Raw genomic sequence first — 25069 nt, 5'->3', positions numbered from 1 at the left:
CCTCATAGCAATATGAGGCTTTTTTTATTCGTTATCCAGGTTCTCATTAAATACCGAAGGCAACAATTGCGGTATAAACTTGATGAGCAGGGGCAGGAGCAGGCTGCCGCCCGGTAGCAGGAAAATAGTAAGCGATGGTATTGTTTTACATATTTCCAGCAGTTGTTTCTTTACCTTTTTCTTTTCATTAGTATCCAGGTTTCGTAGTGTTGATTGCGATAACAACACCATTAGTTCTCCATTATTAGAAAGCTCTTTCCCCAGCCTGTTTTTATTTCTTTTAATAAGGCGTATTACATTTTGCGAAGCATGATCATAAAAGTGTTTTACAGGGTTAGAGTATTTAAAATAAGGAATATTATTCCTGTTCTTTTTTATAAAAGCATCAAAAAAAGTAATACTCTCTATTACATACTCGTCTTTTATGTGCAATTGCGCTGCAAGTTTGTATAAAAAGTCTATCTCATTCTTTTCAATAGCACCATCACTCCACATAGCCATACCTGCTATGTCCAGCAGATAGTAGCGTTCTAACTCCGATTCGAAATAACCAAGTTCTAATTTTTCCAAATTATCAGCAGTTACTCTGTTTAGTTTAGTATATCGTACAGACGATTCAAATAGTTTTATCAGCAAATCATCATAAGCCGTTTTTTGTGTTTTTTTATTCAAAGCTAACGAAGCTAAACTCACTACTGTTTCTTCCAACTTCCTCAGATAATTATCAGGTATTTTAGCCCCGATAAGGTATTGCCTAAAGGCAAGAATATCCATAAAAAGCAGTGCATTGGTAAGTATATGCGAAAAGTTCCGGCTGATGATGTTGTCATTAGTACGCACCCTTTGGTCAATAATACCTTCAAGTTCGTGGCTGCGCGGCGAGGTAGGCAATACCCTTTTCAAAAAACCATACCCTTCGGGGGTCATCTGTTCATAAAACAGTACAGCTTTTTCTATAAAAACAGCAGGGTTGTCATCCATTGTATATTTTCGGTACAACCCATAAAGCGTATTTAGTAAAGCCGCTTTAGTAGTTTCTTCCGCAGTCCACCCTTTACTTTCTTCTTTCTCCAGATAGTTTACCACCCATACGTGTCCATACACAAAACCTGTATCCCTTACAAGTTTATAGAACTCGTGAGTACTCAGAGTGGCAGGCAATGTATAGTTAAGCCTAGAGAAATATTTATCTATCCATCCGCTTGCAGAAGGGTTAATCATGGTAGAGGTTGTATGATACAAATCTATTATTTTTTCTGTAAAAATGAATGGTCTTTTATGCAAGGAATAATTTTATAACATTAAATTATTATGCTTATAAGCTTATATAATACCTGCTTTTAGTATTTCCATAACACTAATTGTGATAACAGTAACAACTGCGCCTTGTAATATGTTCTAATTTAGCCTAATAATATTCAAACAATAAACAATCCTAATTATGAGAAGAACACCTTTTTTAAGCAAAATGCTCCTTGGGGCAGCTTTAGTAACAATGTCACTTGGAAATGTATCATGTAAAAATGATAAGAAAGACACCGAAGAAGTAGCAGAAGAGCAAAACGAAGAAAAATTTGATGATAATAATGATATGGAAGATGACTCTGAATATCTTGTTCATGCTGCTGAAGTGAATATGAAAGAAATTGAGTTAGGAAAAATGGCTCAGGAAAAAGCTACTAATGCCGGTATAAAAGAGTATGGTAAAATGATGGTGGAACAGCATACAAAGGCTTCGGAGAAAACCAAAGATCTTGCACAAAGTATGAATGTAACGCTGCCAATGGCTATTACTGAAGACGGTAAAGAAGCATGGGAAGACCTTAATGATGAAACAGGAACGGATTTCGACAAGAAATACATTAACATGATGGTAGACGGACATGAAAAAACTATCAAAATGATGGAAGAAGCATCGGAAGAAGCTCAGAGCGAAAAAATAAGAAGATGGGCATCTGATATGTTACCAACACATAGAGAGCATTTGCAAAAAGCAAAAATGCTGAAAGAACAAATGGATAATATGTAATTTATTATTATAAAAACTAATTATGAGAAACTTACTATATATAATTGCAATAATACTTGTAGTGGCTTGGGCTCTTGGAAGTTTTGCCCTTCATGTAACCAGTGCATTAATACACCTCTTGCTTGTAGTAGCGGTTGTAATGATACTACTTAATTTATTCAGAGGAAAAAGATTATAAATTTTTAACAAAATAGTATTCTCGTTATTTTTATGAGTAAACTATAAAAAAACTCTCTTCAGAATATTCTGAAGAGAGTTTTTTATTATTAAACTTGACTAAACTAAAAATTCTGTGATTTAAAAAGGATAGTTGTTTTCAGCTACTATCTTGGCAGCAATCGTTTCCCGTAGTGCTATTACATTAGGTAAGTTTGCATACTTGGTAAAACGTTTCAAGCCCATAAGCATCATGCGTTGCTCGTCGCCTTCTGCAAAAGATGCTATGCCTTCTTTACCCTTTGTATTAATAATATCAACAGCTTTATAAAGATACAGTTGTGCCATAGCTATTTGTTCTTTTACATTTTCGGCACCTTTATTTTTAGCTAATTTCTCTGTACGCAATATGGTAGATTCGGCCATATATATTTCAATAAGGATATCGGCAGCAGCCATAAGCAGTTGTTGGTGTTCCTCAAGATCAGGACCATATTTCTGGGCAGCACTACCGGCAACCATCAGGAAAACTTTTTTCAGTTTACCTATCATTTCTTTTTCTTCTGCAAAAAGTTCAGAATAATCAGGAGTATCAAATGAAGGGATTCCCATCAATTCTTCACCTACTTTCGTTGCAGGATCTAAAAAGTCAACATGACCTTTCATGGCTTTTTTAACCAGCATACCCACTGCAAGCATACGGTTTATCTCGTTAGTACCTTCGTATATACGTGCAATTCTGGCATCTCTCCATGCACTCTCCATAGGGGTATCTTCAGAGAAGCCCATACCACCATATATTTGAATGCCTTCGTCAGAACAGTTTTGTATATCTTCAGATACTGCTACTTTTAATATAGAACATTCAATAGCATACTCTTCCACACCTTTCAGTTCCGCTTCCTGGTGGCTTTCGCCCTCAGCAACACGGGCTTCTATTCTGTTCTGGATGTCTTTAGCAGCTCGGTAGCTGGCACTTTCGCCGGCATAGCAGCTTGCTGCCATTTCGGCAAGTTTAGCCCTTATAGCCCCGAAATTGGCTATGGGTGTTTCAAATTGTACTCTTTCGTTGGCATAGTTAACAGCATTACTTATTGTTCTGCGTTGTGCATCAAGGCAAGCGGCAGCCAGTTTAATACGACCAACGTTTAAGGCATTCATGGCTATTTTAAAACCATTACCCCTTTCGCTAAGCATATTTTCTACAGGTACTTTGGTTTCACTAAAGAATACCTGACGGGTAGAGGAGGCTCTGATGCCCAGCTTGTGTTCTTCTTCTCCTAAAGAGATACCATTTTCAGGGTCATTTTCTACAATAAACCCTGTAATGTATTTATCATTTTCTATACGGGCAAACACAATAAACAGATTACAAAATCCTGCGTTAGAAATCCACATTTTCTGTCCGCTTATTTTATAATGTGTCCCGTCTTCCGAAAGTACTGCTTTTGTTTTACCTGAGTTGGCATCGCTGCCGGCACCCGGTTCAGTAAGGCAATATGCGCCAAACCATTCGCCTGTGGCAAGTTTAGGTACATATTTCTTTTTCTGTTCTTCGGTTCCGTAAAGTGTTATGGGCATGGTACCAATACCGGTATGTGCACCAAAGGCAGTAGAAAAAGAGCCTGTGGCTCCCGAAATGTAATCGCAAACCAGCATAGTAGAAACAAAGCTCATACCCAGTCCGCCGTACTCTTCCGGTACAGCTACTCCAAGAAAGCCCATTTCGCCTGCCTTACGCATACATTCTTCCGTAAAAGCATAATCCTTTTTCTCAAAACGTTCTTTATTTGCCCAAAGCTCACGGTCAACAAACTCTTTAACCGAGTCGCGCATCATTAATTGCTCTTCGGAAAAATCTTCCGGCGTGAAAATATTTTCACTTTTAGTTTCTTTTACGAGGAACTGACCACCTCTTGTTATTTCTTTTTCTTGTGTTTCCATAATTAGATTTTTTAGATAATAGATGAGGGATGATAGACACTAATCGTTGCTCAAAGTGTTTTGAAAACTCATCGTCATCCTTTGAAATTCTTCTATTTTGTTTTCGATTTCTTGCGTTGTTTCTGTTGTAATATAATTTTTATGCGCTGCTAATAATAATTGGGTTTGTAATTCAAATGACGAACCCAATGAAATATCAATAAAATGTCTAAAAGATTTATTAGTCCGGCTCGAACCTTCCGCTATATTTGAAGGTATCGAAAAAGAACACCTATCCATTTGACTTTTCAAACCAAATTTTTCATGTGCAGGGAAAGTATCTGTTATATCAAGAATTAATTTTGCCAGATCCATACCCGATTGCCAAATCTTCATTTTTTTAAAATTGTGTCTTTTAAATTCAGTCATGACAATCTATTATCTATTATCTATAATCTCTTAATCTTCAAAATAAATTAAAAGATTTCATAAATACCCGCTGCTCCCTGACCCGTACCCACACACATGGTAACCATACCATATTTGCTGCCACGACGTTTTGCTTCATCAAATAACTGAACGGAAAGTTTAGCTCCTGTACAGCCCAGCGGGTGACCTAAGGCAATAGCACCACCATTCACGTTAAGAATATCGGTATTGATACCCAACTCACGCACTACGGCAAGCGATTGTGAGGCGAAGGCTTCGTTAAGTTCTATAAGCTCAATATCATCCAGCTTCATACCGGCAAGTTTTAAGGCTTTCGGTATTGCTTTTACAGGACCTATGCCCATTATTCGTGGCTCTACACCTGCTGCTGCATAGTTAACTAACCGGGCAATAGGCTCAAGGTTTAATTCTTTCATCATTTCTTCGCTCATTACCATTACAAAGGCTGCGCCGTCACTCATTTGCGATGATGTACCTGCGGTAACACTACCATCAGCAGCAAATACAGGTCGCAGTCTGCCTAATGCCTCTAATGATGTATCAGCACGTGGACCTTCATCTTTGGTTACGGTATAGCTTTTGGTAGCTTTTTTACCATTAGCATCTACATACACCTGCTCTACCGTAATAGGTACTATTTGTTTATCAAATTTACCTTCTGCCTGTGCTTTTAGTGCTTTTTGGTGCGATTCAAAACCAAACTTGTCTTGGTCTTCACGGCTCACGTTATATTTCTTGGCAACAGCTTCGGCAGTAAGCCCCATGCCCCAGTAATAGTCTTCATGTCCTGCTTTGGCAGCTCTGTAATCAGGTACAGGTTTGTAACCGCCCATTGGTATGTAGCTCATACTTTCGGCACCACCTGCTATAATACAGTCAGCCATACCGCTTTGTATTTTGGCTGTAGCCATAGCAATGGTTTCCAGTCCTGATGCACAGTAACGGTTTACCGTTACTCCGGGTACATCTACAATATCAAGCCCGATAAGGGAAATGAGCCTTGCAAAGTTCAAGCCCTGTTCGGCTTCGGGCATAGCATTACCTACTATTATATCATCAATTCTTGTCTTGTCAAAATCAGGCAGCTCATTCATCATATACTGAATGGTTTCTGCTGCCAGTTCGTCGGGTCTTTTAAATCGGAACACACCTTTTGGGGCTTTACCCACTGCGGTTCTGTATGCTTTTACTATATATGCTGTTTTCATATTATTTAAAATCTATTTTATTATAAAAATTAGTATGAACTTTATTTAGAAGATTTTCAATACCTACATTTTCTAAAAACGAATAATGATTTACAAGGTTTACAGTAGAATAAATACCTTTTTCTTGATTATCAAAATGAAAAAAATTATAAAATAAGAGTACCTGTTCACTAACATTTAGTTGCGATTGAAATAGGTCTGCATATTGTTTATATTTTTCTTTTGAGTTTTGTTCTTTTTCTTCATTTTCTCGGATAAACTTTAAAATATGATAAACATTTCTACAATAATGACTAATTTGATTTTTGTATATAAAAAAGATAATTTCAAATAGGTCATGAATTTTGTTCTTCTCATTCAAATCAAACTCATCTCCTTTCTGTAAAATTACTGTAGAATATTTACTACTATAGTATGATAGTTTATCAAATAGCTCTTTTTTAATTTCATATAAACTAGAACTAATTAAACGATCAATTATATTTTTGTTTTCTCCGTGAAGTCTATACACATTTATCAAATCATTGTTTATTAATGGAAATACATTTGCACTTGTGTGAGTTTCGTGTTTAAGAGTTTTTGGGTCATATTTACTTCCACTAAAATAATCATTATAAAATTTTGTAACTAAGTACGATATACTAAATCTTTCATCAAACCTGATATCTTTTTTCAGTTCTCTGTGAACATTAAGAAGGTTAAAAAATGTTGTTTCAAACTGTTGTTGAGATATTAATAATTGTTGATTCTCTAATTCTTTTTTTTGAGATTTAAGTTCTTTTTTTTGATAATGAAAAGTTTTATAAATATAGAACGTTGCAATAATTGTTAGATATGTTCCTACCATACCACCAATAAATCCTCCTATACCACTTAATTTATCGAAATCAAGATCATATAATGTAACATGACCCTTAGCCCACACAATAATGATTGTAACAATAATAGCTGCTAAGGGAAAAAACACCAATAAGCGTTCAATAAACTTTCTTTTCATTTTTTTAGTTTCTCAATGGCTTGCCCTTCGTTAACATGTGTTGTATACGCTCCAGAGTCTTCCTTTCGCCACAAAGGGATAAAAAGGCTTCGCGTTCTAAATCTAAAAGATATTGTTCTGTCACAAGCGTTGACTCTGATAAATCGCCACCAGCCATAACATAGGCAAGTTTGTTGGCAATCTTTTTATCATGCTCGCTTATGTAGTTTCCTGCTTCCATACTGTCGGTTCCTACAAGGAACATACCCAGAGCCTGCTTGCCCAGTACTTTAACATCATTACGTTTTACCGGTTGTGTATAACCTGCTTCGGCAAGTATTTTGGCATATTTTTTGGCTTCAGCAAGCTGTCGGTCTTTATTTACCACAATTACATCTTTACCTTTTTGCAGTATGCCTGTATCAAAGGCTTCGTATGCCGAAGTTGATACCTTAGCCATAGCTATGGCAAGGAAATATTCCTGTAACACATTTAGCTCTACATCATCTTTATGGAAAAGGTCGGAAGCACGCAATGCCATTTCTTTAGAGCCACCACCACCGGGAATAACACCTACACCAAACTCAACCAGCCCAATGTATGTTTCGGCAGCAGCAACTACTTTATCAGCATGCATACTCATTTCGCAACCACCACCCAGTGTCATACCGTGTGGGGCAACCACTACAGGGATGGATGAATAGCGAACACGCATCATAGTATCCTGGAACATTTTGATAGCCATATTAAGCTCATCATATTCCTGTTCTACCGCCATCATAAATATCATACCGATATTTGCACCTACCGAGAAGTTAGCGGCTTGGTTACCAATAACCAGCCCTTCGTATTCTTTTTCAGCTAAATCAATCGCTTTGTTTATGCCTTGCAGTACTCCGCCGCCTATAGTATTCATTTTACTTTGGAATTCAAGATTAAGTATTCCGTCGCCAAGATCTTCTATTATGGCATCGCTGTTACTCCATACTTTTTTGCTTTCGCGTATGTTGTTCAGGATGATGAAAGCATCTTGTCCCGGTACTTTTTTCTGAGATTTAGATGTAATGTCGTAGTAATAGGTATTACCTTCTTTTACCGTATAGAAGCTTTTATTGCCCGAAACAAGCATTTCGGTTACCCATGCAGCAGGCTCTTGTCCTTCGGCTTTCATCAGTTCAATACCTTTTTCTACACCTACGGCATCCCATATTTCGAACGGACCATTTTCCCAACCGAATCCGGCTTTCATGGCATCGTCTATTTTATAAAGGTCATCAGTAATTTCAGGTATTCTGTTGGCTACATAGGCAAACATTCCTGCAAAGTTTTTACGGTAGAAATCGCCTGCTTTATCAGTACCTTTTATCAGTACTTTAAAGCGGTCTATGGGTTTATCTATAGTTTTTGTAAGTTCCAGCGTAGCAAAAGAGGCTTTCTTTTGTGCACGATACTCCATTGTGTCAAGGTCTAATGCAAGTATGTCTTTGTCCACTTTTTTATAGAACCCTTGTCCTGTTTTACTGCCCAACCATTTATTTTCCATCAAGGTATTGATGAAATCGGGCACTTTAAACAGTTCGTGTACTTCATCATCAGGGCAGTTGTCATAAATACCGTTGGCAACGTGCACTAAGGTATCAAGACCTACCACATCTACCGTACGGAAAGTTGCCGATTTTGGTCGCCCGATAACAGGCCCCGTCAATTTATCAACTTCTTCCACTGTAAGCTCCATTTCTTTAACTTGGTGGAAAAGGCTCATAATACCGTATATACCGATACGGTTACCAATGAAGGCGGGAGTGTCTTTGGCTACTACCGAAGTTTTGCCTAAGAATTTCTCTCCATAGTTATTTAAAAAGTCCAATACTTCCTGTGAAGTTTTTGGACCCGGAATGATTTCGAATAGTTTTAAGTAACGCGGCGGATTGAAGAAGTGTGTACCACAGAAGTGTTTTTGGAAGTCTTCGCTACGTCCTTCACTCATAAAGTGGATAGGGATACCCGAAGTGTTAGAGGTAATCAGTGTACCCGGCTTGCGGTATTTTTCTATTTGCTCAAATACTTTCTGCTTGATATCCAGTCGTTCTACCACTACCTCAATTACCCAGTCGGTCTCGGCAATTTTAGGTAAATCATCATCAATATTTCCTGTGCTGATGCGCGAGGCAAATTTTTGATGATAAATAGGAGAGGGTTTCGATTTTAGTGAATTGGCAAGGTGCTCATTTACTATTCTGTTTTTAACGGCTTTGTCTTGTAATGTAAGCCCTTTTTTCTGCTCTGTTTCTGTAAGTTCCTTAGGCGCGATGTCGAGCAAAAGGACTTCTACACCAATATTGGCAAAATGGCAGGCAATGCCCGACCCCATAATACCTGAACCAATAACGGCTACTTTTTTAATAGTGCGTTTCATTTGCTATATATAGTTTTTTTGTTTGTTTACACAGGCTATGCGCCTGTTGTTATTTATTTTATACTGTTTACAGTTTCTTGTTCTTTGATGTTCTCAGTATTGTAAATTTGCTTTTCTGAAATTAATCCATTAATAACTTCGGCTACTTCGGCAAAATGATCCAGTTTTTCCTGAGATACATGTTGTTTTATTACATCATTAAATTTGAGTACTGTGGTTTTTGACAGTTCTCTTTTCTCTCTACCCAGTTTGGTGAGGTGGATTATAACACCTCTACCATCCACAGGGTTTTTTTTGCGAACTATAAGCCCTTTTTCCTCCATCGACTTTAATGTGCGGGTAAGACTTGTCGGCTCCATTCCCATTTGCGGTCCTAACGCGGTAGACGATATTCCGTTTTCTTTGTCAATAGATAGTAAGGCAAAACCTATCGACATAGTAGCACCATATTTTGAGGCTTCTTCATTATACATTCTTGCTACCGCCTGCCATGTTGCCCTCAGTATATAGTCTATTGTTTTCTCTTTCATAAAGTAATTATTTTCAAATATACAAAAAATTAGTATGCATGCATATTAATTTTATCAAATTTTAATGTTAATAAAAAAATAAATGTTATTTTGAATTATTAGTGTTTCAAGTATGATGTTATTGCAGATTTATATTATATGATGCTAAAATATTAAATTGTAAAGTTGCTTTGTTTTTGTGATATATGTAAATATAGCTAATAATTATTATATATCTATATATAATGAAACTCCCTGTGAGAAGGGAGTTTTGGTGTATTATAGTTATGGCTTAATGACTATTATGTAGCAGTCAGCCCCATCAAAGCGGCAGCCTCCCGAGCGTGTGGGTAGTTCTTATCGTAGGGGTTTACCAATATATTAGTAATAATAACCTTCCAGGTATCGCAATCAATAATTTTTGCAATGGTAACAAGGCAATCGGTAATTTTACGATCGCTCCATTTGTTTTCCCTTTCGGTATCTAAAAGCATCTTATTTAAATATACTTTTACTTTGTGCAATAGTATAAAGTCCTTTATATGATTGGCATGCTGGTATGAATGTTTTATAAAACTAATTAATGTTTTATGAGCATCTTCATAACATGATATATCTTCACAAGGACCCGGAGATAAAAGCACGTCCAATATTTCCGAAGCAGCAATATACAGTTCCGGATCAATATTTTTTGCTTCCAGTTTTTTACTAAGATCACCATAGGTAGCGCAGGTGCAGGCAAGGTACTGATTATGGACACTGTTTTTATACCCGTCAGTTATCAGCCATTCTTTTACCTTTTCGCTTTTACAGATTCTTGCCAATCTGTCCACAAGTTGTATTTTCCCCCATCCGTTTACTTTCTGTCCCACTTCCAGTAAATCATTTTCAGGATTTTCGCATAAGTTTAGTAATGCTATAACTGTATATAAAGTAAACTCATCATGAAGTCCTAATAATTTCAATTTTTCTATAACTACCTGATTTTGGCAAAGCCCCAAAATAGCTATCCCGAATTTAACACTGTTTTTGTGTGCTGTATTTAAAGCCATATCATTAGCAAAAGCAAACAAGTTTGGTTCTATAACCAGGGAGTAGTTGGATATTTCTTCTAAAAAAGGATCTATAAGGTTTATGATATCCTCATACTTAGTAATGGTATTATAAAACTCTGCAGCAGTTTCTTTATTCCCTGTAACGGCTATATCCTGTAATTTTTTAGCAAGTTCCTTTATTTCCCGCAAGGCTGACTCTTCCTGTCCGAATTCAAAAATTACACTGTATATAGATGCTTTTTTTTCTTTTTTTTCCTGTACGTCGATTTTTATATTATCAGGCAGTACGTACTCATACGGCAATTTGCCGGAAGTATCAATACTGCTAATAATATTTCTGTAATGGGAGTGTTTAGTACGCCATTCTGCAACAGCAACCTTATCCCTTGGTTTTAGTAAACGGGATAACCATTTTATCATATATTTTTTAGTTTTAGATGTGTATGTAATATGATAAAAACTATACTGACTGTTTTTATTTTATATACTATGTATTATATATTTTGTCATACAGTTTTTGATATTTTTCTTTTATAGCTTTACGTTTTAGTTTTAGTGTAGGTGTCATTTCGCCACCATCTACAGACCATATTTCGGGAGTTAGCTCAAATCGTTTTACCTGTTCCCAATGTCCGAATTTTACATTAATGGCATCTACTTCCTCCTTTATCCTGCTTATAACATCTTCGTTATTTATGAGTTCTTCAACAGTACCTTGTTTTATACCTTTGCGTTGTGCCCATTGTTTTAAAAACTCAAAGTCAGGCTGTATAAAGGCAGCAGGCATTTTTTCGCCATCGCCTATAACCATTATCTGCTCTATAAAACGCGATTGTTTCATAGCGTTTTCTATAAGCTGCGGAGCAATATATTTTCCGCCTGATGTTTTAAACATCTCTTTTTTCCTGTCGGTTATTTTTAGGAAACCATCTTTGTCTATTATCCCTATATCTCCCGTGTGGAAATAACCATCGGTCATAACCTCTTTGGTTTTTTCTTCGTCATTATAATACCCCATCATTACATTAGGGCCTTTGCATAATATTTCGCCATCTTCGGCAATTTTTACTTCAACACCGTTAAGGGGTCTTCCCACAGTACCTATCCTGAACCCTCCGTTACGCTCATCATTAACCGCTATAACAGGCGAGGTTTCAGTAAGTCCGTAACCCTCCATCACCGGTATTTCGGCAGCGGCAAATACTCGTGCCAGTCTTGGCTGTATGGCAGCACTACCCGAAACCATAAGACCGAGCCTGCCACCAAGTCCTGCTTTCCATTTGCTGAAAATAAGTTTTCTTGCCAGCCATAGCTTTAAGCCATATATGGGGCCGTTAGCTCCGTAAGGTTCATATTTAAGCCCTACTTCAACAGCCCAAAAGAACAGCATTTTTTTAATGCCTGTAAGCTCTGATCCTTTGGCTATAATTTTGTCATATACTTTTTCCAGCAATCGCGGTACTGCCGTAATAACATCGGGGGTCGCTTCTTTTATGTTATCACTCACTTTTTCAATCGATTCGGCAAAGTATATTGATACACCGTAATACTGGTATAAATACAATATCATACGCTCATAAATATGGCATACGGGTAAAAAGCTCAATGCTCTGTTTTTTCCTGCTTCAAAAGGTACTCTTTCAGCACTCATTAGTACATCAGATACTATGTTTTTATGCGACAGCATTACACCCTTTGGTCTGCCTGTAGTACCCGATGTATATATCACCGTAGCCAGTTCATCTTCCGTTATACTGTTTTTGGAGGCTTCCACTTCGTTTTGGTTGCTTTCGTCTTTACCGAGGTCTAATATTTCGTTCCAGCTTTTACAGCCTTGTACCTCTTGAAATGCGTATATCTCTTTCAGCGCAGGCAACCTGTGTTTTATTTTCTGTATTTTATCATAAAGCTCCCCATCAGATACAATGCAATATATAGCCCCGCAATGGTTGAGTATATATTCATAATCTTCTTCTGATATGGTAGGATAAACCGGTACATTTTGTGCTCCCGTTTGTAATATACCTATATCTACGATATTCCACTCTGTTCGGTTGTTTGAAGATATAACAGCTATCTTATCATTTTTTTTAATACCCAGGCGGAGCAATCCTCGCGAAAAAGCATTGGCTTTTGCAATGTATTCCTCGGTAGATGTTTTTATCCATTCATTTCCATATTTGGTAACTAATGCATCCTTAAGATTATATTTTTCAAGCTGATAATAAGGAAAATCGAATAAACGGGTGATAGTATCCATATCTTTTATAAGGTTTTATTATGCAAATTATGAAAAAAATACATATATTCTATAAAAAATATATAATTATAGAGCATAAAACATTAGAATTTCATTTTGATATACGAGTCATTTATATCATTAAGCAAAGTTTATTTTAAATAAGTAATTAGCGCCATTGCTTTTTTATCTGTTTTAAAGTCATTTTGATGCATAAATAAGAATATTTTATAAATAATAAGAATTTAATAATATAAAAGCTCAATAAACACAGTGTAAATTGATATTTCATAGTTTCAAATATGTTATATTTGCGCTCCTAATAAAATATAAAATATCTAATGAAATTAGAAGAAACACTTAAAGAGCGAAGCGGAAATATATGTGAATTAAGCGGAGAAACAGATAACCTGGTTATTTATGATGTACCGCCTACTAAGAATGGTGCTGACACTTCTATATTGATAACAGAAAAATGTCTTAACCAGATAGATAAAAAAGAAGAATTAGACAGCCGTTTTTGGGAGAGTTTTCTACCTACGGCTATGTGGAGTGAAGTTCCTGCGGTACAGGTAGTATCTTGGCGTATGCTTAACCGTTTCAGAAATGAAAGCTGGGCTGCGGATGCTTTGGAGATGATGTATTTGGATGAAGATAATTTGGCATGGGCAGAAGCAACAGGTGACCATTTAGGTGATGGTAATGTTGAATTGCATAAAGATACTAACGGCAACATTTTACAAAACGGCGATACTGTAACACTGATTAAAGACCTTGATGTAAAAGGATCTACCATAAATGCAAAAATAGGTACAGCAGTACGTAACATTCGTTTAGTACACGATAATGTAGAGCAGATAGAAGGTAAAATTGACGGGCAACAAATAGTTATCCTTACTAAATTTGTAAAAAGGCAATAAGTTATTCGAACGATTTAAAATATAAAAAAGCCTCCCAAAAAGGAGGCTTTTTTATTGAAAAATTATCAGAGCGCGACTACTGGATGACAGCCGAAGAAGCCAAAGCCTTTGGGATGATTGATGAGGTGTTGTAGAAAATATAAAGTAGGATTTTTTTAGAACTATAATTACAAAGAAGAAACTGTTATGTGATTTCAATTAATGATTATGGATTTACACTTACGGGTTCAAGGTTTCTGACATAATAAATCTTATTTTCATCGTCAAGTTTTATTTGAAAAATAACATCTTTAGGCATATCTGTACTTAATTTTAAACTATCTGTATAATATTTACCATTTACAAAGATTTCACTGGACTTATCCTCATTTAGTTTAATTACAAAACTGGTTTTATCTATAAACACTCTAGCTCTGGGAAATTTATTGTAGTAATCATTTGTTTCTTTTTCAATTTGGTTTGAATTCAGATTTGTTTTTAAATAAAATCTATCTACATCATTACTAAAACAACTCTTAATATTTTGTTTCGAATTATTTAAATCTAAAAATTGAATGACATAGTCTTTTTTGGAATCAATTACAGAATCGTTAATGGAATTTTCAGTGCTAATTGACTCTATGTTTTTTAGTTCCTCATTTTGAGATTTATTTTGAATAATTAATGCTGTCAAACCTATAACTATAGCTATTAAACTTAGTGCTGCTATATAATTGTAAAACTTTTTTTGCTTATTAATAATTATTTCTATTTCCTTCTTTTGATCCTCTTTAGTCATAGGATTGTCATTAACAACTTTAGACATAATTACTGATTTTTAGATATATATATTTTAAGTACTTCTATACAATCAGTCCACATCTTTAATATTCTGATAAGAGAAAAAGAGATAACACCGGTAGGTGCAAGCATAGCGAGAATATTTAAATAATCTTGTTTTTGAAAAAGCTGATATATTAAAATTCCCAAGAGAATTATAGAAGCTAATGTGATAGTCAAATAAAGATAACGTTCGAATCTAAAGTTTTTTAAAAGAAAAGTTATAGCATCTTTTAAATCAAAAGTTGTTGATTGATCAGACATATATTTTAATAATTTTTTAGTTATCCAAATATATAAAAAAAATGCCTCCTTTTCTGGAGGCATTTTTATCTATTATCTATCGTCTTTTATCTCAAACTCTCTCTTCAATCCACTTACGAGCATTTACAAAAGCTTCGTGCCAAGGCGAAACTTCATCTTTTCTACCCTCAGGGTAGTACGCCCAGTTCCATTGGAACATAGAACGCTCAATATGTGGCATCATTACCAAGTGACGACCATCGTTACTGCTCATCATGGCAACATCATAATCCGAACCATTAGGGTTAGCAGGATAACCGCTATATGCATATTTCGCTACAATGTTATACTTGCTTTCTTCATACGGCAGGTTAAATTTACCCTCGCCATGCGAAATCCATACACCCAGCGTACTGCCTGCCAAAGTGTTCAGCATTATTGAGTTACTTTCCTGTACTGTAACCGATGTAAAGTTACTTTCGTGTTTGTGGCTGTCGTTGTGCAGCATACGTGGTTTTGCTTCGTGGTCAGGGTTTATAAGTCCAAGCTCAATAAACAACTGGCAACCGTTACAAATACCAACCGATAACGTATCTTCTCGCTTAAAGAAGTTCTCTAAAGCTGTTTTGGCTTTCTCGTTATACATAAATGCACCCGCCCAACCTTTCGCCGAGCCTAACACATCACTGTTAGAAAAACCACCAACAGCACCTATAAACTGGATATCTTCCAGCGTTTCACGACCACTGATAAGGTCAGTCATGTGAACGTCTTTTACATCAAATCCTGCTAAATACATAGCATTTGCCATTTCCCTTTCCGAGTTGCTCCCTTTCTCACGGATAATAGCTGCTTTTGGTCGTGGTTTGCCAGTATCAAAAGTTACTTTCTTCCCGTCAAAATGCTCAGGGAATTCATAGTGTAAAGGTTGTACTTTATAATTGTCGTAACGCTCTTTAGCTTTTTCTGCTCCGCTTTGTTTTTTATCTAACAGGTAAGAGGTCTTAAACCAAGTGTCACGGGTTTCAGCAATATCAAAAGAAAGGTTGGTTTCGCCATTTTTAACCGTAACCGTAGTACCCTCCTTCGGTTCTCCTATTTTAGTGAAGTTAACACCATTAGCCGTAAGTGCAGCTTCAACAGTAGTATCTGCTTGTATTACTACCGCTATATTTTCTGCAAACAATACCTTTACAGTATCAGTTTCGTTAAGTGCCGATAAATCATAGTCAGCACCTAAATTCACTTCTGCAAAGCTCATTTCAAGCAGTGTAGTAATAAGTCCACCACTGCCTATATCGTGACCTGCTGCAATTTTACCTTCTTTAATTAATTGTTGTAAAGTATTGAAAGTTGTTTTAAACTTTGCTGAATCGGTAATAGTAGGGACTTCGTTACCTACTTTATTCAGCACCTGGGCGAAAGATGAACCCCCAATTTTAAAGCTGTCATTACTCAGGTTGATGTAATATATATTTCCGCCATTGCGTTTTAATACAGGTTCAACCACTTTAGTAATATCGTTACAATTACCCGCAGCCGAAATAATTACCGTTCCCGGAGCGATAACATCGCCATCAGGATATTTCTGCTTCATAGAAAGCGAATCTTTACCCGTTGGGATATTGATACCTAATTCGATAGCAAAATCGCTGCATCCTTGTACTGCTTCGTATAAACGAGCATCTTCGCCTTCGTTTTTACAAGCCCACATCCAGTTAGCCGAAAGCGATACACTTTTCAGTCCGTCTTTAAGCGGAGCGAAAACAATGTTACTTAATGCCTCACCAATAGAGTTACGGCTGCCCGCCACAGGGTCAACCAACGCAGAAACAGGGGAGTGCCCTATAGAGGTTGCAATACCTTCTTTTCCGTTATAGTCTAATGTCATAACACCAACGTTGTTTAAAGGCAGTTGTAAAGGACCAGCACATTGCTGTTTAGCCACTTTACCGCCCACACAACGGTCAACTTTATTGGTAAGCCAGTCTTTACAGGCTACCGCTTCCAGTTGCAGTACTTGGTTAAGGTATTCGTGTATGTTATTTTGATTATATTCCGGAGTACTGTATTTAGCAGCAACCGTTTTATCTGTCATTATTGTTTTTGGCGATGAACCGAACATATCTTCCAAGGCAAAATCCATTGGTTTTGCACCAGTAGTAGCCGATTCAAACGTAAAACGATGGTCTCCTGTTACTTCTCCCACAGTGTACATAGGCGAACGCTCGCGGTCGGCAATACGTTGTAAGGTGTCAATATCTTTTTCGCCGATAACAAGCCCCATGCGCTCTTGGCTCTCGTTACCTATTATTTCTTTCGCCGATAGGGTAGGGTCGCCCACAGGTAATTTGTCAAGGTCTATTTTACCTCCTGTTTCTTCTACCAATTCACTAAGGCAGTTTAAGTGTCCGCCAGCACCATGGTCGTGTATCGAAACTATTGGGTTATGTTCGCTCTCTACCATACCACGAATGGCATTGGCAGCGCGTTTTTGCATTTCGGGGTTACTGCGCTGTATGGCGTTTAACTCTATACCGCTGCTAAACGCTCCGGTGTCAGCCGATGAAACGGCAGCACCACCCATACCAATACGGTAGTTTTCGCCACCCAGTATTACTACTTTATCGCCTGTTTCGGGCTTTTGTTTTTTGCTCTGGCTTTCTTTACCGTAACCAATACCTCCGGCAAGCATAATTACTTTATCAAAGCCCAGTTTTCGGGCGGCTTCTTCATGCTCAAAAGTTAGTACCGACCCTGCAATAAGCGGTTGCCCGAATTTATTACCAAAGTCCGACGCTCCGTTTGATGCTTTTATAAGGATATCCATTGGCGTTTGGTACAACCATTTACGCTCCTGCATACCGTTTTCCCATGGGCGGTTTTCTTCCAGTCTTGAGTAGGATGTCATGTACACCGCAGTACCTGCCAGAGGTAATGAACCCTGACCGCCTGCAAGCCTGTCGCGAATTTCTCCTCCGCTGCCTGTTGCAGCACCGTTAAACGGTTCTACTGTAGTAGGGAAGTTGTGTGTTTCTGCTTTTATCGAGATAACCGAGTCAAATTCAGTTACATTATAATAATCCGGTTTATCTGCTGTTTTGGGAGCAAATTGCGTTACGCGGGGTCCTTTTATAAAGGCTACGTTATCTTTGTATGCCGAAACAATATCGTTAGGGTTTTCCTGACTTGTTTTTTTGATAAGTTTGAATAGGGAAGAAGGTTTTTCTTCTCCGTCTATTACAAATGTACCGTTGAATATTTTATGGCGACAGTGCTCTGAGTTTACCTGACTGAAACCAAATACTTCTGAATCAGTTAAGTTTCTGCCTAATTTATTAGCGAGGTTGTTAAGGTATGCTACCTCTTCGGTATTTAATGCTAAGCCTTCTTTTTCATTATAGGCTGCAATATCGGTAATTTCCAATATGGGCTCAGGCTGTATGTTTATGGTAAAAATATCTTGGTTTAACCCATTATATTTTTGCGACAGCATCGGATCGAAATCCGTATAGTTTTCGTCTATTCTATGAAATTCTTCAATACGGATAATCCCTATAATCCCCATGTTTTGAGTAATTTCTACGGCATTGGTACTCCAGGGGGTTATCATAGCGGCACGAGGTCCAACAAAAAAATCCGTCAGTGCGGATTTTTCTATTTTATGTGCGTTGCCAAAAAGCCAGTTTAATTTTGCGGTATCTTCTGCCGAAATTTCGTTTTGCGACTGTACCGCAAAAACAGTATTGGTCTGGTTTCCGAAGAAATGAATCATCTATAAAGGTAGTTATGTTGTTGAAAACGCAAAATTAGTTTAAAAAAACATGAAAGGCAATACCAAATAAAAACCTGTAAAATAAAATAGTGGATATAGTTATGTGATAATGTTTTTCTATATTTAGTATATAATTTTTTAGTGATGTAATTATTGTTTTATAATATAAACTGAATTAAAAATGCCAAGACCAAAAACAAAGGAAGAGCTACTATATTTAAGTAATGAAAATTTTAAAAAGCTGTACGTTTTTATAGAGAATTTAGGCTATGAGGAACAGGTAAAAGAATTTCCTGAAGGGACTATGAATAGGAATATTCGGGACGTGTTAGCACATTTACATCATTGGCATTTATTGATGCTGAATTGGTATGAGGTAGGAATGTCAGGAGCGAAACCCGAGATACCGGCAAAAGGTTATACATGGAAAACTACACCTGAACTGAACAAGTGGATATGGAATGAATATCAGAATAAAAGTCTTGATGAAGTAAAGGCGCTATTGGCAGATAGTTTTAAGGAAGTTCAACATTTGATAGTGAAGCACACTGATGAGGAGTTGTTTGAAAAGAAGAGATATAAATGGACAGGAACTACTTCTTTAGGGGCTTGTTTAATATCAGCTTCATCAAGTCATTATGATTGGGCTATAAAACTTATTAAAAAGAATAAAAAAATAAAGCCTGCTATTTAGCAGGCTTTATCTTGAAGAGTTAAGTACGGCTTTACCTACATTTTTCTCTTCATTATTATTTCCATGTTCTTGTGTTCCTCGCCCATTTTGTTATCGTACATTTCCATTTTGCGGGTGTTTTCATCTACAATGGTATATACTTCACGCATTTTACAAGTTTTTCCTGTCATGGGGTCAATAGTCTCACCTGTAAGTGTCATGCTGTTAGAGCCTTCTTCCATTTTACCTTTCATTACCATAAGTCCCGTACCCATGTTGTCTATCCATGTAGAAGTATATTCGTTGGCAGCATTATCATAAGCTACAGTAGATTTACCTTCAAAAGGCATACCCATCATTTCACCTGAATACATACTTTCCTGATAACGACCACCCATTACCATTTTTATATCTGCTGTAGATTTATAGGTTTCCGGCGGAGCATCAGGAGCCATCCAAAAGGTCATTTCGCAATCCCATTTTCCGGTTTCGTCAGCCAGCATTTTATGAGGTTCGCCCGGAGTCATATATTTTTCCCAAGCTTGTGCCATTGCAGCAGAATCCATAGGTTTTTGAGCAGCAACTTCTTCATGAACAATAGTATCGTTCATTGTTCCTGTTTCAGGCTCTGTTTTTTCTTCTTTTTTGCATGATGCAAACGCCACTGCTATTATGGCAAGGCTAACATAAATTTTTTTCATAATTAGTTTGTTTAATGTTTGTAGCTATAAAATTATGAAAAAATTTATCATGAAATCAATTCCTTACATATTATTCTGTAACATAATACTCATAAGCCCCTATATCCGGTATGCCGGTATCAGGGTTAGGTCTTGCCTTGCCGTTAAGGTCGGTAGTAATGCCAATATCGGCAGCAACATCAATAGCATCAGAGTTTTCGCCAAGGTTAAGGTCATTGTCACTTGTTGCTGTAAAATCAGGATTGATATTCGAGTTTTCAGCTATAATGCAGTTATTATATTGTGCTAATGCAGGGTCATTTCCGTCAAAAGGATACAGCGGTTCGTTCCTTAACTGATTGCTGTTATCGATGAGCTTTATCAAACAGTTGTTAAATTTAGAAGTAAAGCTTACTTCGTCCTCCGCTTGTCTTTCCATTGATAAGGCATAATTGCCTGAACCATATATAATACAATTATCAAAAGTAGCATCCATATCACTCAAGTATAGCACATCGTCTATTACCTGATAGTCATTTAATGCTACCGGCACTTGGTTAAAGCTGTTAAAGTAATTGGCAAACGTGCAATGCTTAAAGCTATAGGTGCCTCCCAATGTACATGCCAGTGATGCTTCGCCTGCGTTGTTCATAGCCAGATTATTACCCGAAATTGTCGCAGCCCGTGCCAGTATGCCAAAATTGGTACAGTTGTATATCTGGCTGTTATTTATGGTTAATTTTGGTACAGTTTCATCAAAAAGCCTGTCAATTAAAATACCAACAGTTGCATTTTTTAGCGTAAGGTGATTAATGGTATTCTCCTGTCCTGAAAGCAGAAATATACCGTTCCATTGCCCCGAAATATTAGCAAAATCAGGTTCCAGTCTGTCGCCTTCAAAAATCACTTCATTTTCCATTGCTTCAGTAACAGATTGTTCCCCGTTAATAAGGAGCGCACCACTGTCATCAACAATTAACCCTGATTCGGCATGGAAGTGTACTCTTGCGCCCGCATCAACGGTAAGGGTACTGCCATTAGGCACTAAGGCATAACCATATACCACATAAGGTTTTTCACTCGTCCAGTGCAACTCTTCGGGTGTTGCCAGTTCATGCCCCTGTATATCCGAAGGTTGACCGCTTATGGTGAGCGTTTCTTTCATATCGGTAGGCAACGGTCTGTCAGGTTTTATAAAAATAGCATCCTGTACCAGTGTTACCAGTTCTACTTTTTGGTAGTTAGAACCATTGTCAAACTCTATCTTGTCAGTATATAGAAAGTTAGTATTCTCATTAGCATACTCTGTGTAATCTATAGTTGTTTCAATAAAAATGTACATGCTGTCTTTGGCAAGCAGTTCTACATCATTAAAAACCCTGCCGGGAAGTCCGTCAACCATAAGGCGGTACTTGGATTGCTCTCCTTCGCCTAAACGAATGCTGGGGATACTGATATCTTTATCACTTCGATTATATACTTTTAAGGTATAGGTACTCGAACCAATATTGGTAAAAACCGTATCGAGATATACTGTATCGCGAGAAAATTCCAGATTACCGGTGCTTGACTCAAATTCGAAGTCATTTCGACAAGAAGTAAGCAATACTACAAATCCGGCAATAAATAATAGTAAACAGTTGCGCATAGCAATAACAATTTTTGGTAAAAGTAGCTATTAATTTGAAATTTTTAAAAGCATTTCATTGTAAACGCAGGTTTACTCAATTTAGTCTATACGCTCGTTATTGAGTTTCGTGTTTTGGGTTCTCGCATCCCTGCTTTTTTTGTATTTTTACAGTCAAATATTTTAGCTATGGCTTTTGATAAAGAAAAAGCACTCGAAATGTGCAATCGCTTTTCTGATAATACCCTAATGCAAACCCTCGAAATTGTTTATACTGATGCCGGCGAAGGCTTTCTGGAGGCAAAAATGCCTGTTAACCCACGTGTGCATCAGCCTATGAGGTTACTGCATGGCGGTGCAACCGTAGCCCTTGCCGAAAGTGTGGGCAGTGCAGCATCATTACTGTTTGTAAACCCTGAATTGCAAGAGGTGAGGGGTATCGAAATTTCGGCAAATCACCTGCGCAGTAAGCGTGAGGGGGTAGTTACAGGAACAGCGAGAATAGTACATCAAGGCAGGAGCCTGCACTTATGGGAAGTAAAAATTACTGATGAGGAAGGCAGGCTAATATCGCTTTGTAAAATAACCAACATGGTACTGCCTAAAAAGCGATAATTTTTTTGACTATAATGACAGATACTGATATTCTCTTAAAAATAAAATTACATCTCAACGATAAGAAACCCTTTGCGGTATATTCCAAGCCGGGTTCGGATAGTATAACGGCACTTTTTCAAAAAGACGCAATACAATATCATCTCGATAAATTTGCTGATAAAGGTTTTGTATTTGTATCTTTCAATGGTAATAAAAAAGTATTTATTCCTGCCAATACATCACATATATATACAGCAAAAATAACCACACATGATACAGGGATTATAAAGGAATATAAAGAACCGACTATTGACAAAAAGGCAAAGGAAGATTTTGAAAACCTGGTTGCTAATAGTGTTAAAGCCATTAAAAGTGGAAAGTTCGATAAGTTGGTTGCTTCCCGTACCGAAACAGTAGCAGAACCAAATATTAATATAGTAGAAATTTATCAACGGCTGCTGCATACTTATCCCAATGCTTTCAGGTATTGCTTTTATACTCCCGAAACAGGCTTATGGATGGGAGCTACGCCTGAGCAATTACTTAAATTTAGTAATAATACTTTAAATACAGTAGCATTGGCAGGTACACAACTATATAAAGAAGGAGAGGAAGCCGTTTGGGAAAACAAGGAAAAAGAAGAACAGCAAATTGTGACAGACTATATAATGAGTTCGCTGCAAGAATACAGCGATACTATTACCACCACACCTCCCTATACCTTTAGAGCCGGAAATATAATACACATAAAAACAGATATTACAGCCAAGTTAAAAAACAGCAATTATTTGAAAGATGTAATAAATAAACTACACCCAACCCCTGCGGTATGCGGTATGCCTAAAATGGAAGCTATGCAGTTTTTATTAGAAAACGAAGGCTACAACCGTGAATATTATTCGGGATATTTGGGAGAACTACATCATGATTTTACAACAGACAGTGATAACCATACCAATCTGTTTGTAAACCTGCGCTGTATGAAAATAGTTAACAACAAAGCCCACCTATATATAGGTTGCGGTATAACCAAAGATAGTAATCCCGAAAAAGAATTTTTTGAAACCGTAAATAAGAGCATGACAATGCGAAGGGTTATCTAAAAAAATGATAACTCTACTATAAGGTGGGAATACTACCTTTACATGCTCTGTTATAATAAATTTTAAAACAATATGAAATTAGATATACTTGCCTTTGGGGCACACCCTGACGATGTAGAACTCAGTTGTGGCGCTACCATTGCCAAAGAAATCTCATTAGGCAAAAAAGTAGGAATTGTAGATCTTACCCGTGGCGAACTGGGAACACGCGGTACAGCCGAGATAAGAGATGAAGAAGCAGCCAATGCTGCCAAGATATTAGGAGTATCCGTTAGAGAAAATTTACGCTTTCGCGATGGATTTTTTATAAATAATGAACAACATCAACTCCAAGTAATAAAAATGATACGCAAGTATCAGCCTCAGATAGTATTGTGCAACGCTGTAAATGACAGGCATATTGATCATGGTAAAGGCAGCAAGTTAGTATCTGACGCGTGCTTCCTTTCAGGATTACGCAAAATAGAAACAACCATAGAAGGGCAGGAGCAACAAGCATGGCGACCCAAGCAAGTATATCATTACATACAATGGAAAAACCTTGTGCCCGACTTTGTAGTGGATGTTACCGGATTTATAGATATAAAAGTAGCATCGTTAATGGCATACAAATCACAGTTTTATGACCCAAACAGCAATGAACCCGTTACCCCTATAGCTACCAAGAACTTTAAAGAAAGCATCCATTACCGTGCACAAGACCTTGGCAGGCTAATTAATAGCGAGTACGCCGAAGGCTTTACAGCAGAAAGATATGTGGCAGTGAACAGCTTAGAAGATTTGATATAAAAAATAATATTTTTTCTTTGCAAAAACCATCAAATAGTGTACATTTGCACTCGCAAAACAAATGGTGATTGTAGCTCAGTTGGTTAGAGCGTCGGATTGTGGTTCCGAAGGTCGGGGGTTCGAGACCCCTCATTCACCCAGAAAGTCAAAACCCTTTAAATTTATTTAAAGGGTTTTTTTGTATTATTAACTCTGTCAAATCCCCTGCAGACAATATTTTTTTTCCAAGACAGGATACCCGTTAATACAATGTTTACAATTGATATATTTTTAATAAAAGATAATTAGTTATAATATAATTTTTTTTCTAAAAAAGCAGTTATAAAAGTATTAAAACAAGTATATATAGCTATTTTTGCCAAATCAAAATTTAAATAAATTAATTTCTGTTTATTATATGGGAACATCCGTGGGTACTATTTTAATAACCTTCAAAGTGCATAAACGGCTTGCAGATGTAGTCAAAGAAATGGAAAAAAGAGGCTATATGGATCGTTGGGGAGAATTATCCGATAATAAAGTACATCTATTGCCTGATACCAGCCTTTGGCATAACTTTAAATCAACAGATGCAGCTATAATGGATCTTAAAAACGTATGTGCAGCTATGAATATCCTAATAGAAAGTGCCATTGCAGTCGAAGCATCCAGCTTTACAGGTATATAATAGTTGCCCAAGTTATGAGAACTTATCATTTATAAATAATTCTCTCGCAAAAAAGTTTACAATGTAACCATAAAGTAGCCAGAGTATTAAAAAAAAGTTACGAGAGCGTATTAAAAAAAGCCATACTATTCCTTGCGGGAGAAAAAAAAGTACTTACATTTGCACCCGCAATCAAGGCAACGCTCTGAAAAAAACTGAGAATAAAAAAAGGCAAA

The 25069-nt window shown here is 36.9% G+C and carries 22 protein-coding genes, 1 tRNA gene and 1 pseudogene; 10 read left to right on the top strand and 14 right to left on the bottom strand.

Annotation, left to right across the window (positions count from 1 at the left end; all coding sequences use genetic code 11):
* Window positions 1-24: 24 nt before the first annotated feature.
* Window positions 25-1242, bottom strand: a complete 1218-nt coding sequence (locus tag E0W68_RS08735; protein ID WP_306786587.1) for an LETM1-related biofilm-associated protein — start codon at window positions 1240-1242, stop codon at window positions 25-27.
* Between the two features lie 199 nt (window positions 1243-1441).
* Here E0W68_RS08735 and E0W68_RS08730 point away from each other — a divergent pair, with 199 nt between their 5' ends.
* Both E0W68_RS08730 and E0W68_RS08725 read left to right on the top strand, forming a co-directional pair.
* Window positions 1442-2029 carry a DUF4142 domain-containing protein gene (locus E0W68_RS08730; protein ID WP_225990347.1) on the top strand — a complete coding sequence of 196 codons (588 nt, stop codon included), beginning with the start codon at window positions 1442-1444 and terminating at the stop codon, window positions 2027-2029.
* A gap of 22 nt (window positions 2030-2051) precedes the next feature.
* Window positions 2052-2207: a lmo0937 family membrane protein gene (locus E0W68_RS08725; RefSeq protein ID WP_135219044.1), complete on the top strand. Its 156-nt coding sequence runs from the start codon at window positions 2052-2054 to the stop codon at window positions 2205-2207.
* A 119-nt stretch (window positions 2208-2326) separates the two neighbouring features.
* Here the strand turns inward: E0W68_RS08725 and E0W68_RS08720 are convergent, their stop codons facing one another.
* From E0W68_RS08720 to E0W68_RS08685, 8 genes are all read right to left on the bottom strand, one after another.
* Complete coding sequence (locus E0W68_RS08720; RefSeq protein ID WP_135219043.1) at window positions 2327-4129, bottom strand: acyl-CoA dehydrogenase family protein; 1803 nt, start codon at window positions 4127-4129, stop codon at window positions 2327-2329.
* A 39-nt stretch (window positions 4130-4168) separates the two neighbouring features.
* On the bottom strand, window positions 4169-4504 hold the full coding sequence (locus E0W68_RS08715; protein WP_235831829.1) for a four helix bundle protein: 336 nt from the start codon (window positions 4502-4504) through the stop codon (window positions 4169-4171).
* Window positions 4505-4584: 80 nt separating this feature from the next.
* Window positions 4585-5766: an acetyl-CoA C-acyltransferase gene (locus E0W68_RS08710; RefSeq protein WP_135219041.1), complete on the bottom strand. Its 1182-nt coding sequence runs from the start codon at window positions 5764-5766 to the stop codon at window positions 4585-4587.
* A 1-nt stretch (window position 5767) separates the two neighbouring features.
* Entirely contained in the window at window positions 5768-6763 is a 996-nt protein-coding gene (locus E0W68_RS08705) for a putative phage abortive infection protein (RefSeq protein ID WP_135219040.1), read from the bottom strand.
* Between the two features lie 4 nt (window positions 6764-6767).
* Entirely contained in the window at window positions 6768-9158 is a 2391-nt protein-coding gene (locus E0W68_RS08700; RefSeq protein WP_135219039.1) for a 3-hydroxyacyl-CoA dehydrogenase/enoyl-CoA hydratase family protein, read from the bottom strand.
* 53 nt (window positions 9159-9211) lie between these two features.
* A complete protein-coding gene (locus E0W68_RS08695; RefSeq protein ID WP_135219038.1) occupies window positions 9212-9688 on the bottom strand; it encodes a MarR family winged helix-turn-helix transcriptional regulator in 477 nt (158 codons plus the stop codon).
* 281 nt (window positions 9689-9969) lie between these two features.
* Window positions 9970-11142: a hypothetical protein gene (locus tag E0W68_RS08690; RefSeq protein WP_135219037.1), complete on the bottom strand. Its 1173-nt coding sequence runs from the start codon at window positions 11140-11142 to the stop codon at window positions 9970-9972.
* A gap of 67 nt (window positions 11143-11209) precedes the next feature.
* Entirely contained in the window at window positions 11210-12982 is a 1773-nt protein-coding gene (locus E0W68_RS08685; RefSeq protein WP_135219036.1) for an AMP-dependent synthetase/ligase, read from the bottom strand.
* A gap of 320 nt (window positions 12983-13302) precedes the next feature.
* Between E0W68_RS08685 and E0W68_RS08680 the strand changes: the two genes are divergently transcribed.
* Together E0W68_RS08680 and E0W68_RS13990 are read left to right on the top strand one after the other, a co-directional pair.
* Window positions 13303-13881: a PhnA domain-containing protein gene (locus E0W68_RS08680; protein WP_135219035.1), complete on the top strand. Its 579-nt coding sequence runs from the start codon at window positions 13303-13305 to the stop codon at window positions 13879-13881.
* Between the two features lie 11 nt (window positions 13882-13892).
* A pseudogene (locus tag E0W68_RS13990) lies at window positions 13893-14015 on the top strand (ATP-dependent Clp protease proteolytic subunit); the annotation flags it as partial.
* 71 nt (window positions 14016-14086) lie between these two features.
* On the opposite strand, the gene E0W68_RS08670 reads toward E0W68_RS13990, so the two are convergent.
* From E0W68_RS08670 to purL, 3 genes are read right to left on the bottom strand one after another with little or no spacing between them, the layout of a single operon-like run.
* Window positions 14087-14686, bottom strand: coding sequence for a hypothetical protein (locus E0W68_RS08670; protein ID WP_135219034.1), 600 nt, complete (start codon window positions 14684-14686; stop codon window positions 14087-14089).
* Between the two features lie 2 nt (window positions 14687-14688).
* Window positions 14689-15027, bottom strand: coding sequence for a hypothetical protein (locus E0W68_RS08665; RefSeq protein WP_135219033.1), 339 nt, complete (start codon window positions 15025-15027; stop codon window positions 14689-14691).
* A 28-nt stretch (window positions 15028-15055) separates the two neighbouring features.
* Window positions 15056-18718 (bottom strand): phosphoribosylformylglycinamidine synthase, encoded by a 3663-nt coding sequence (gene purL, locus E0W68_RS08660; RefSeq protein ID WP_135219032.1) that lies wholly within the window; start codon window positions 18716-18718, stop codon window positions 15056-15058.
* Between the two features lie 181 nt (window positions 18719-18899).
* Here purL and E0W68_RS08655 point away from each other — a divergent pair, with 181 nt between their 5' ends.
* Window positions 18900-19412, top strand: a complete 513-nt coding sequence (locus tag E0W68_RS08655; RefSeq protein WP_135219031.1) for a ClbS/DfsB family four-helix bundle protein — start codon at window positions 18900-18902, stop codon at window positions 19410-19412.
* A 35-nt stretch (window positions 19413-19447) separates the two neighbouring features.
* On the opposite strand, the gene E0W68_RS08650 is transcribed toward E0W68_RS08655, so the two are convergent.
* Together E0W68_RS08650 and E0W68_RS08645 are read right to left on the bottom strand one after the other, a co-directional pair.
* Window positions 19448-20092 carry a DUF1579 domain-containing protein gene (locus E0W68_RS08650; protein ID WP_135219030.1) on the bottom strand — a complete coding sequence of 215 codons (645 nt, stop codon included), beginning with the start codon at window positions 20090-20092 and terminating at the stop codon, window positions 19448-19450.
* Between the two features lie 70 nt (window positions 20093-20162).
* Complete coding sequence (locus tag E0W68_RS08645) at window positions 20163-21719, bottom strand: choice-of-anchor Q domain-containing protein (RefSeq protein WP_135219029.1); 1557 nt, start codon at window positions 21717-21719, stop codon at window positions 20163-20165.
* A 168-nt stretch (window positions 21720-21887) separates the two neighbouring features.
* Here E0W68_RS08645 and E0W68_RS08640 point away from each other — a divergent pair, with 168 nt between their 5' ends.
* The 5 genes from E0W68_RS08640 to E0W68_RS08620 all read left to right on the top strand — a co-directional run bounded on the left by E0W68_RS08640 (window position 21888) and on the right by E0W68_RS08620 (window position 24854).
* Window positions 21888-22313, top strand: a complete 426-nt coding sequence (locus E0W68_RS08640) for a PaaI family thioesterase (RefSeq protein WP_135219028.1) — start codon at window positions 21888-21890, stop codon at window positions 22311-22313.
* 14 nt (window positions 22314-22327) lie between these two features.
* Window positions 22328-23398: an isochorismate synthase gene (locus tag E0W68_RS08635; RefSeq protein WP_135219027.1), complete on the top strand. Its 1071-nt coding sequence runs from the start codon at window positions 22328-22330 to the stop codon at window positions 23396-23398.
* 72 nt (window positions 23399-23470) lie between these two features.
* Entirely contained in the window at window positions 23471-24187 is a 717-nt protein-coding gene (gene bshB1 / locus E0W68_RS08630) for a bacillithiol biosynthesis deacetylase BshB1 (RefSeq protein WP_135219026.1), read from the top strand.
* Between the two features lie 63 nt (window positions 24188-24250).
* Window positions 24251-24326: transfer RNA gene (locus tag E0W68_RS08625), tRNA-His, on the top strand.
* 258 nt (window positions 24327-24584) lie between these two features.
* Window positions 24585-24854: a hypothetical protein gene (locus E0W68_RS08620; RefSeq protein ID WP_135219025.1), complete on the top strand. Its 270-nt coding sequence runs from the start codon at window positions 24585-24587 to the stop codon at window positions 24852-24854.
* The last annotated feature ends 215 nt before the right edge of the window (window positions 24855-25069 follow it).

It is taken from the genome of Flavobacterium salilacus subsp. salilacus (assembly GCF_004634195.1).
In the GTDB taxonomy this organism is placed as follows: domain Bacteria; phylum Bacteroidota; class Bacteroidia; order Flavobacteriales; family Flavobacteriaceae; genus Flavobacterium; species Flavobacterium salilacus.
Note: the sequence above shows the minus strand (reverse complement) of the source record. Positions and strands in the feature narration are given on the sequence as shown.

Coding starts and splice junctions, on each gene's coding strand:
- E0W68_RS08730 (WP_225990347.1), top strand. CDS start 1,442: ATGAGAAGAACACCTTTTTTAAGCAAAATGCTCCTTGGGGCAGCTTTA.
- E0W68_RS08725 (WP_135219044.1), top strand. CDS start 2,052: ATGAGAAACTTACTATATATAATTGCAATAATACTTGTAGTGGCTTGG.
- E0W68_RS08720 (WP_135219043.1), bottom strand. CDS start 4,129: ATGGAAACACAAGAAAAAGAAATAACAAGAGGTGGTCAGTTCCTCGTA.
- E0W68_RS08715 (WP_235831829.1), bottom strand. CDS start 4,504: ATGAAGATTTGGCAATCGGGTATGGATCTGGCAAAATTAATTCTTGAT.
- E0W68_RS08710 (WP_135219041.1), bottom strand. CDS start 5,766: ATGAAAACAGCATATATAGTAAAAGCATACAGAACCGCAGTGGGTAAA.
- E0W68_RS08705 (WP_135219040.1), bottom strand. CDS start 6,763: ATGAAAAGAAAGTTTATTGAACGCTTATTGGTGTTTTTTCCCTTAGCA.
- E0W68_RS08700 (WP_135219039.1), bottom strand. CDS start 9,158: ATGAAACGCACTATTAAAAAAGTAGCCGTTATTGGTTCAGGTATTATG.
- E0W68_RS08695 (WP_135219038.1), bottom strand. CDS start 9,688: ATGAAAGAGAAAACAATAGACTATATACTGAGGGCAACATGGCAGGCG.
- E0W68_RS08690 (WP_135219037.1), bottom strand. CDS start 11,142: ATGATAAAATGGTTATCCCGTTTACTAAAACCAAGGGATAAGGTTGCT.
- E0W68_RS08685 (WP_135219036.1), bottom strand. CDS start 12,982: ATGGATACTATCACCCGTTTATTCGATTTTCCTTATTATCAGCTTGAA.
- E0W68_RS08680 (WP_135219035.1), top strand. CDS start 13,303: ATGAAATTAGAAGAAACACTTAAAGAGCGAAGCGGAAATATATGTGAA.
- E0W68_RS08670 (WP_135219034.1), bottom strand. CDS start 14,686: ATGTCTAAAGTTGTTAATGACAATCCTATGACTAAAGAGGATCAAAAG.
- E0W68_RS08665 (WP_135219033.1), bottom strand. CDS start 15,027: ATGCCTCCAGAAAAGGAGGCATTTTTTTTATATATTTGGATAACTAAA.
- purL (WP_135219032.1), bottom strand. CDS start 18,718: ATGATTCATTTCTTCGGAAACCAGACCAATACTGTTTTTGCGGTACAG.
- E0W68_RS08655 (WP_135219031.1), top strand. CDS start 18,900: ATGCCAAGACCAAAAACAAAGGAAGAGCTACTATATTTAAGTAATGAA.
- E0W68_RS08650 (WP_135219030.1), bottom strand. CDS start 20,092: ATGAAAAAAATTTATGTTAGCCTTGCCATAATAGCAGTGGCGTTTGCA.
- E0W68_RS08645 (WP_135219029.1), bottom strand. CDS start 21,719: ATGCGCAACTGTTTACTATTATTTATTGCCGGATTTGTAGTATTGCTT.
- E0W68_RS08640 (WP_135219028.1), top strand. CDS start 21,888: ATGGCTTTTGATAAAGAAAAAGCACTCGAAATGTGCAATCGCTTTTCT.
- E0W68_RS08635 (WP_135219027.1), top strand. CDS start 22,328: ATGACAGATACTGATATTCTCTTAAAAATAAAATTACATCTCAACGAT.
- bshB1 (WP_135219026.1), top strand. CDS start 23,471: ATGAAATTAGATATACTTGCCTTTGGGGCACACCCTGACGATGTAGAA.
- E0W68_RS08620 (WP_135219025.1), top strand. CDS start 24,585: ATGGGAACATCCGTGGGTACTATTTTAATAACCTTCAAAGTGCATAAA.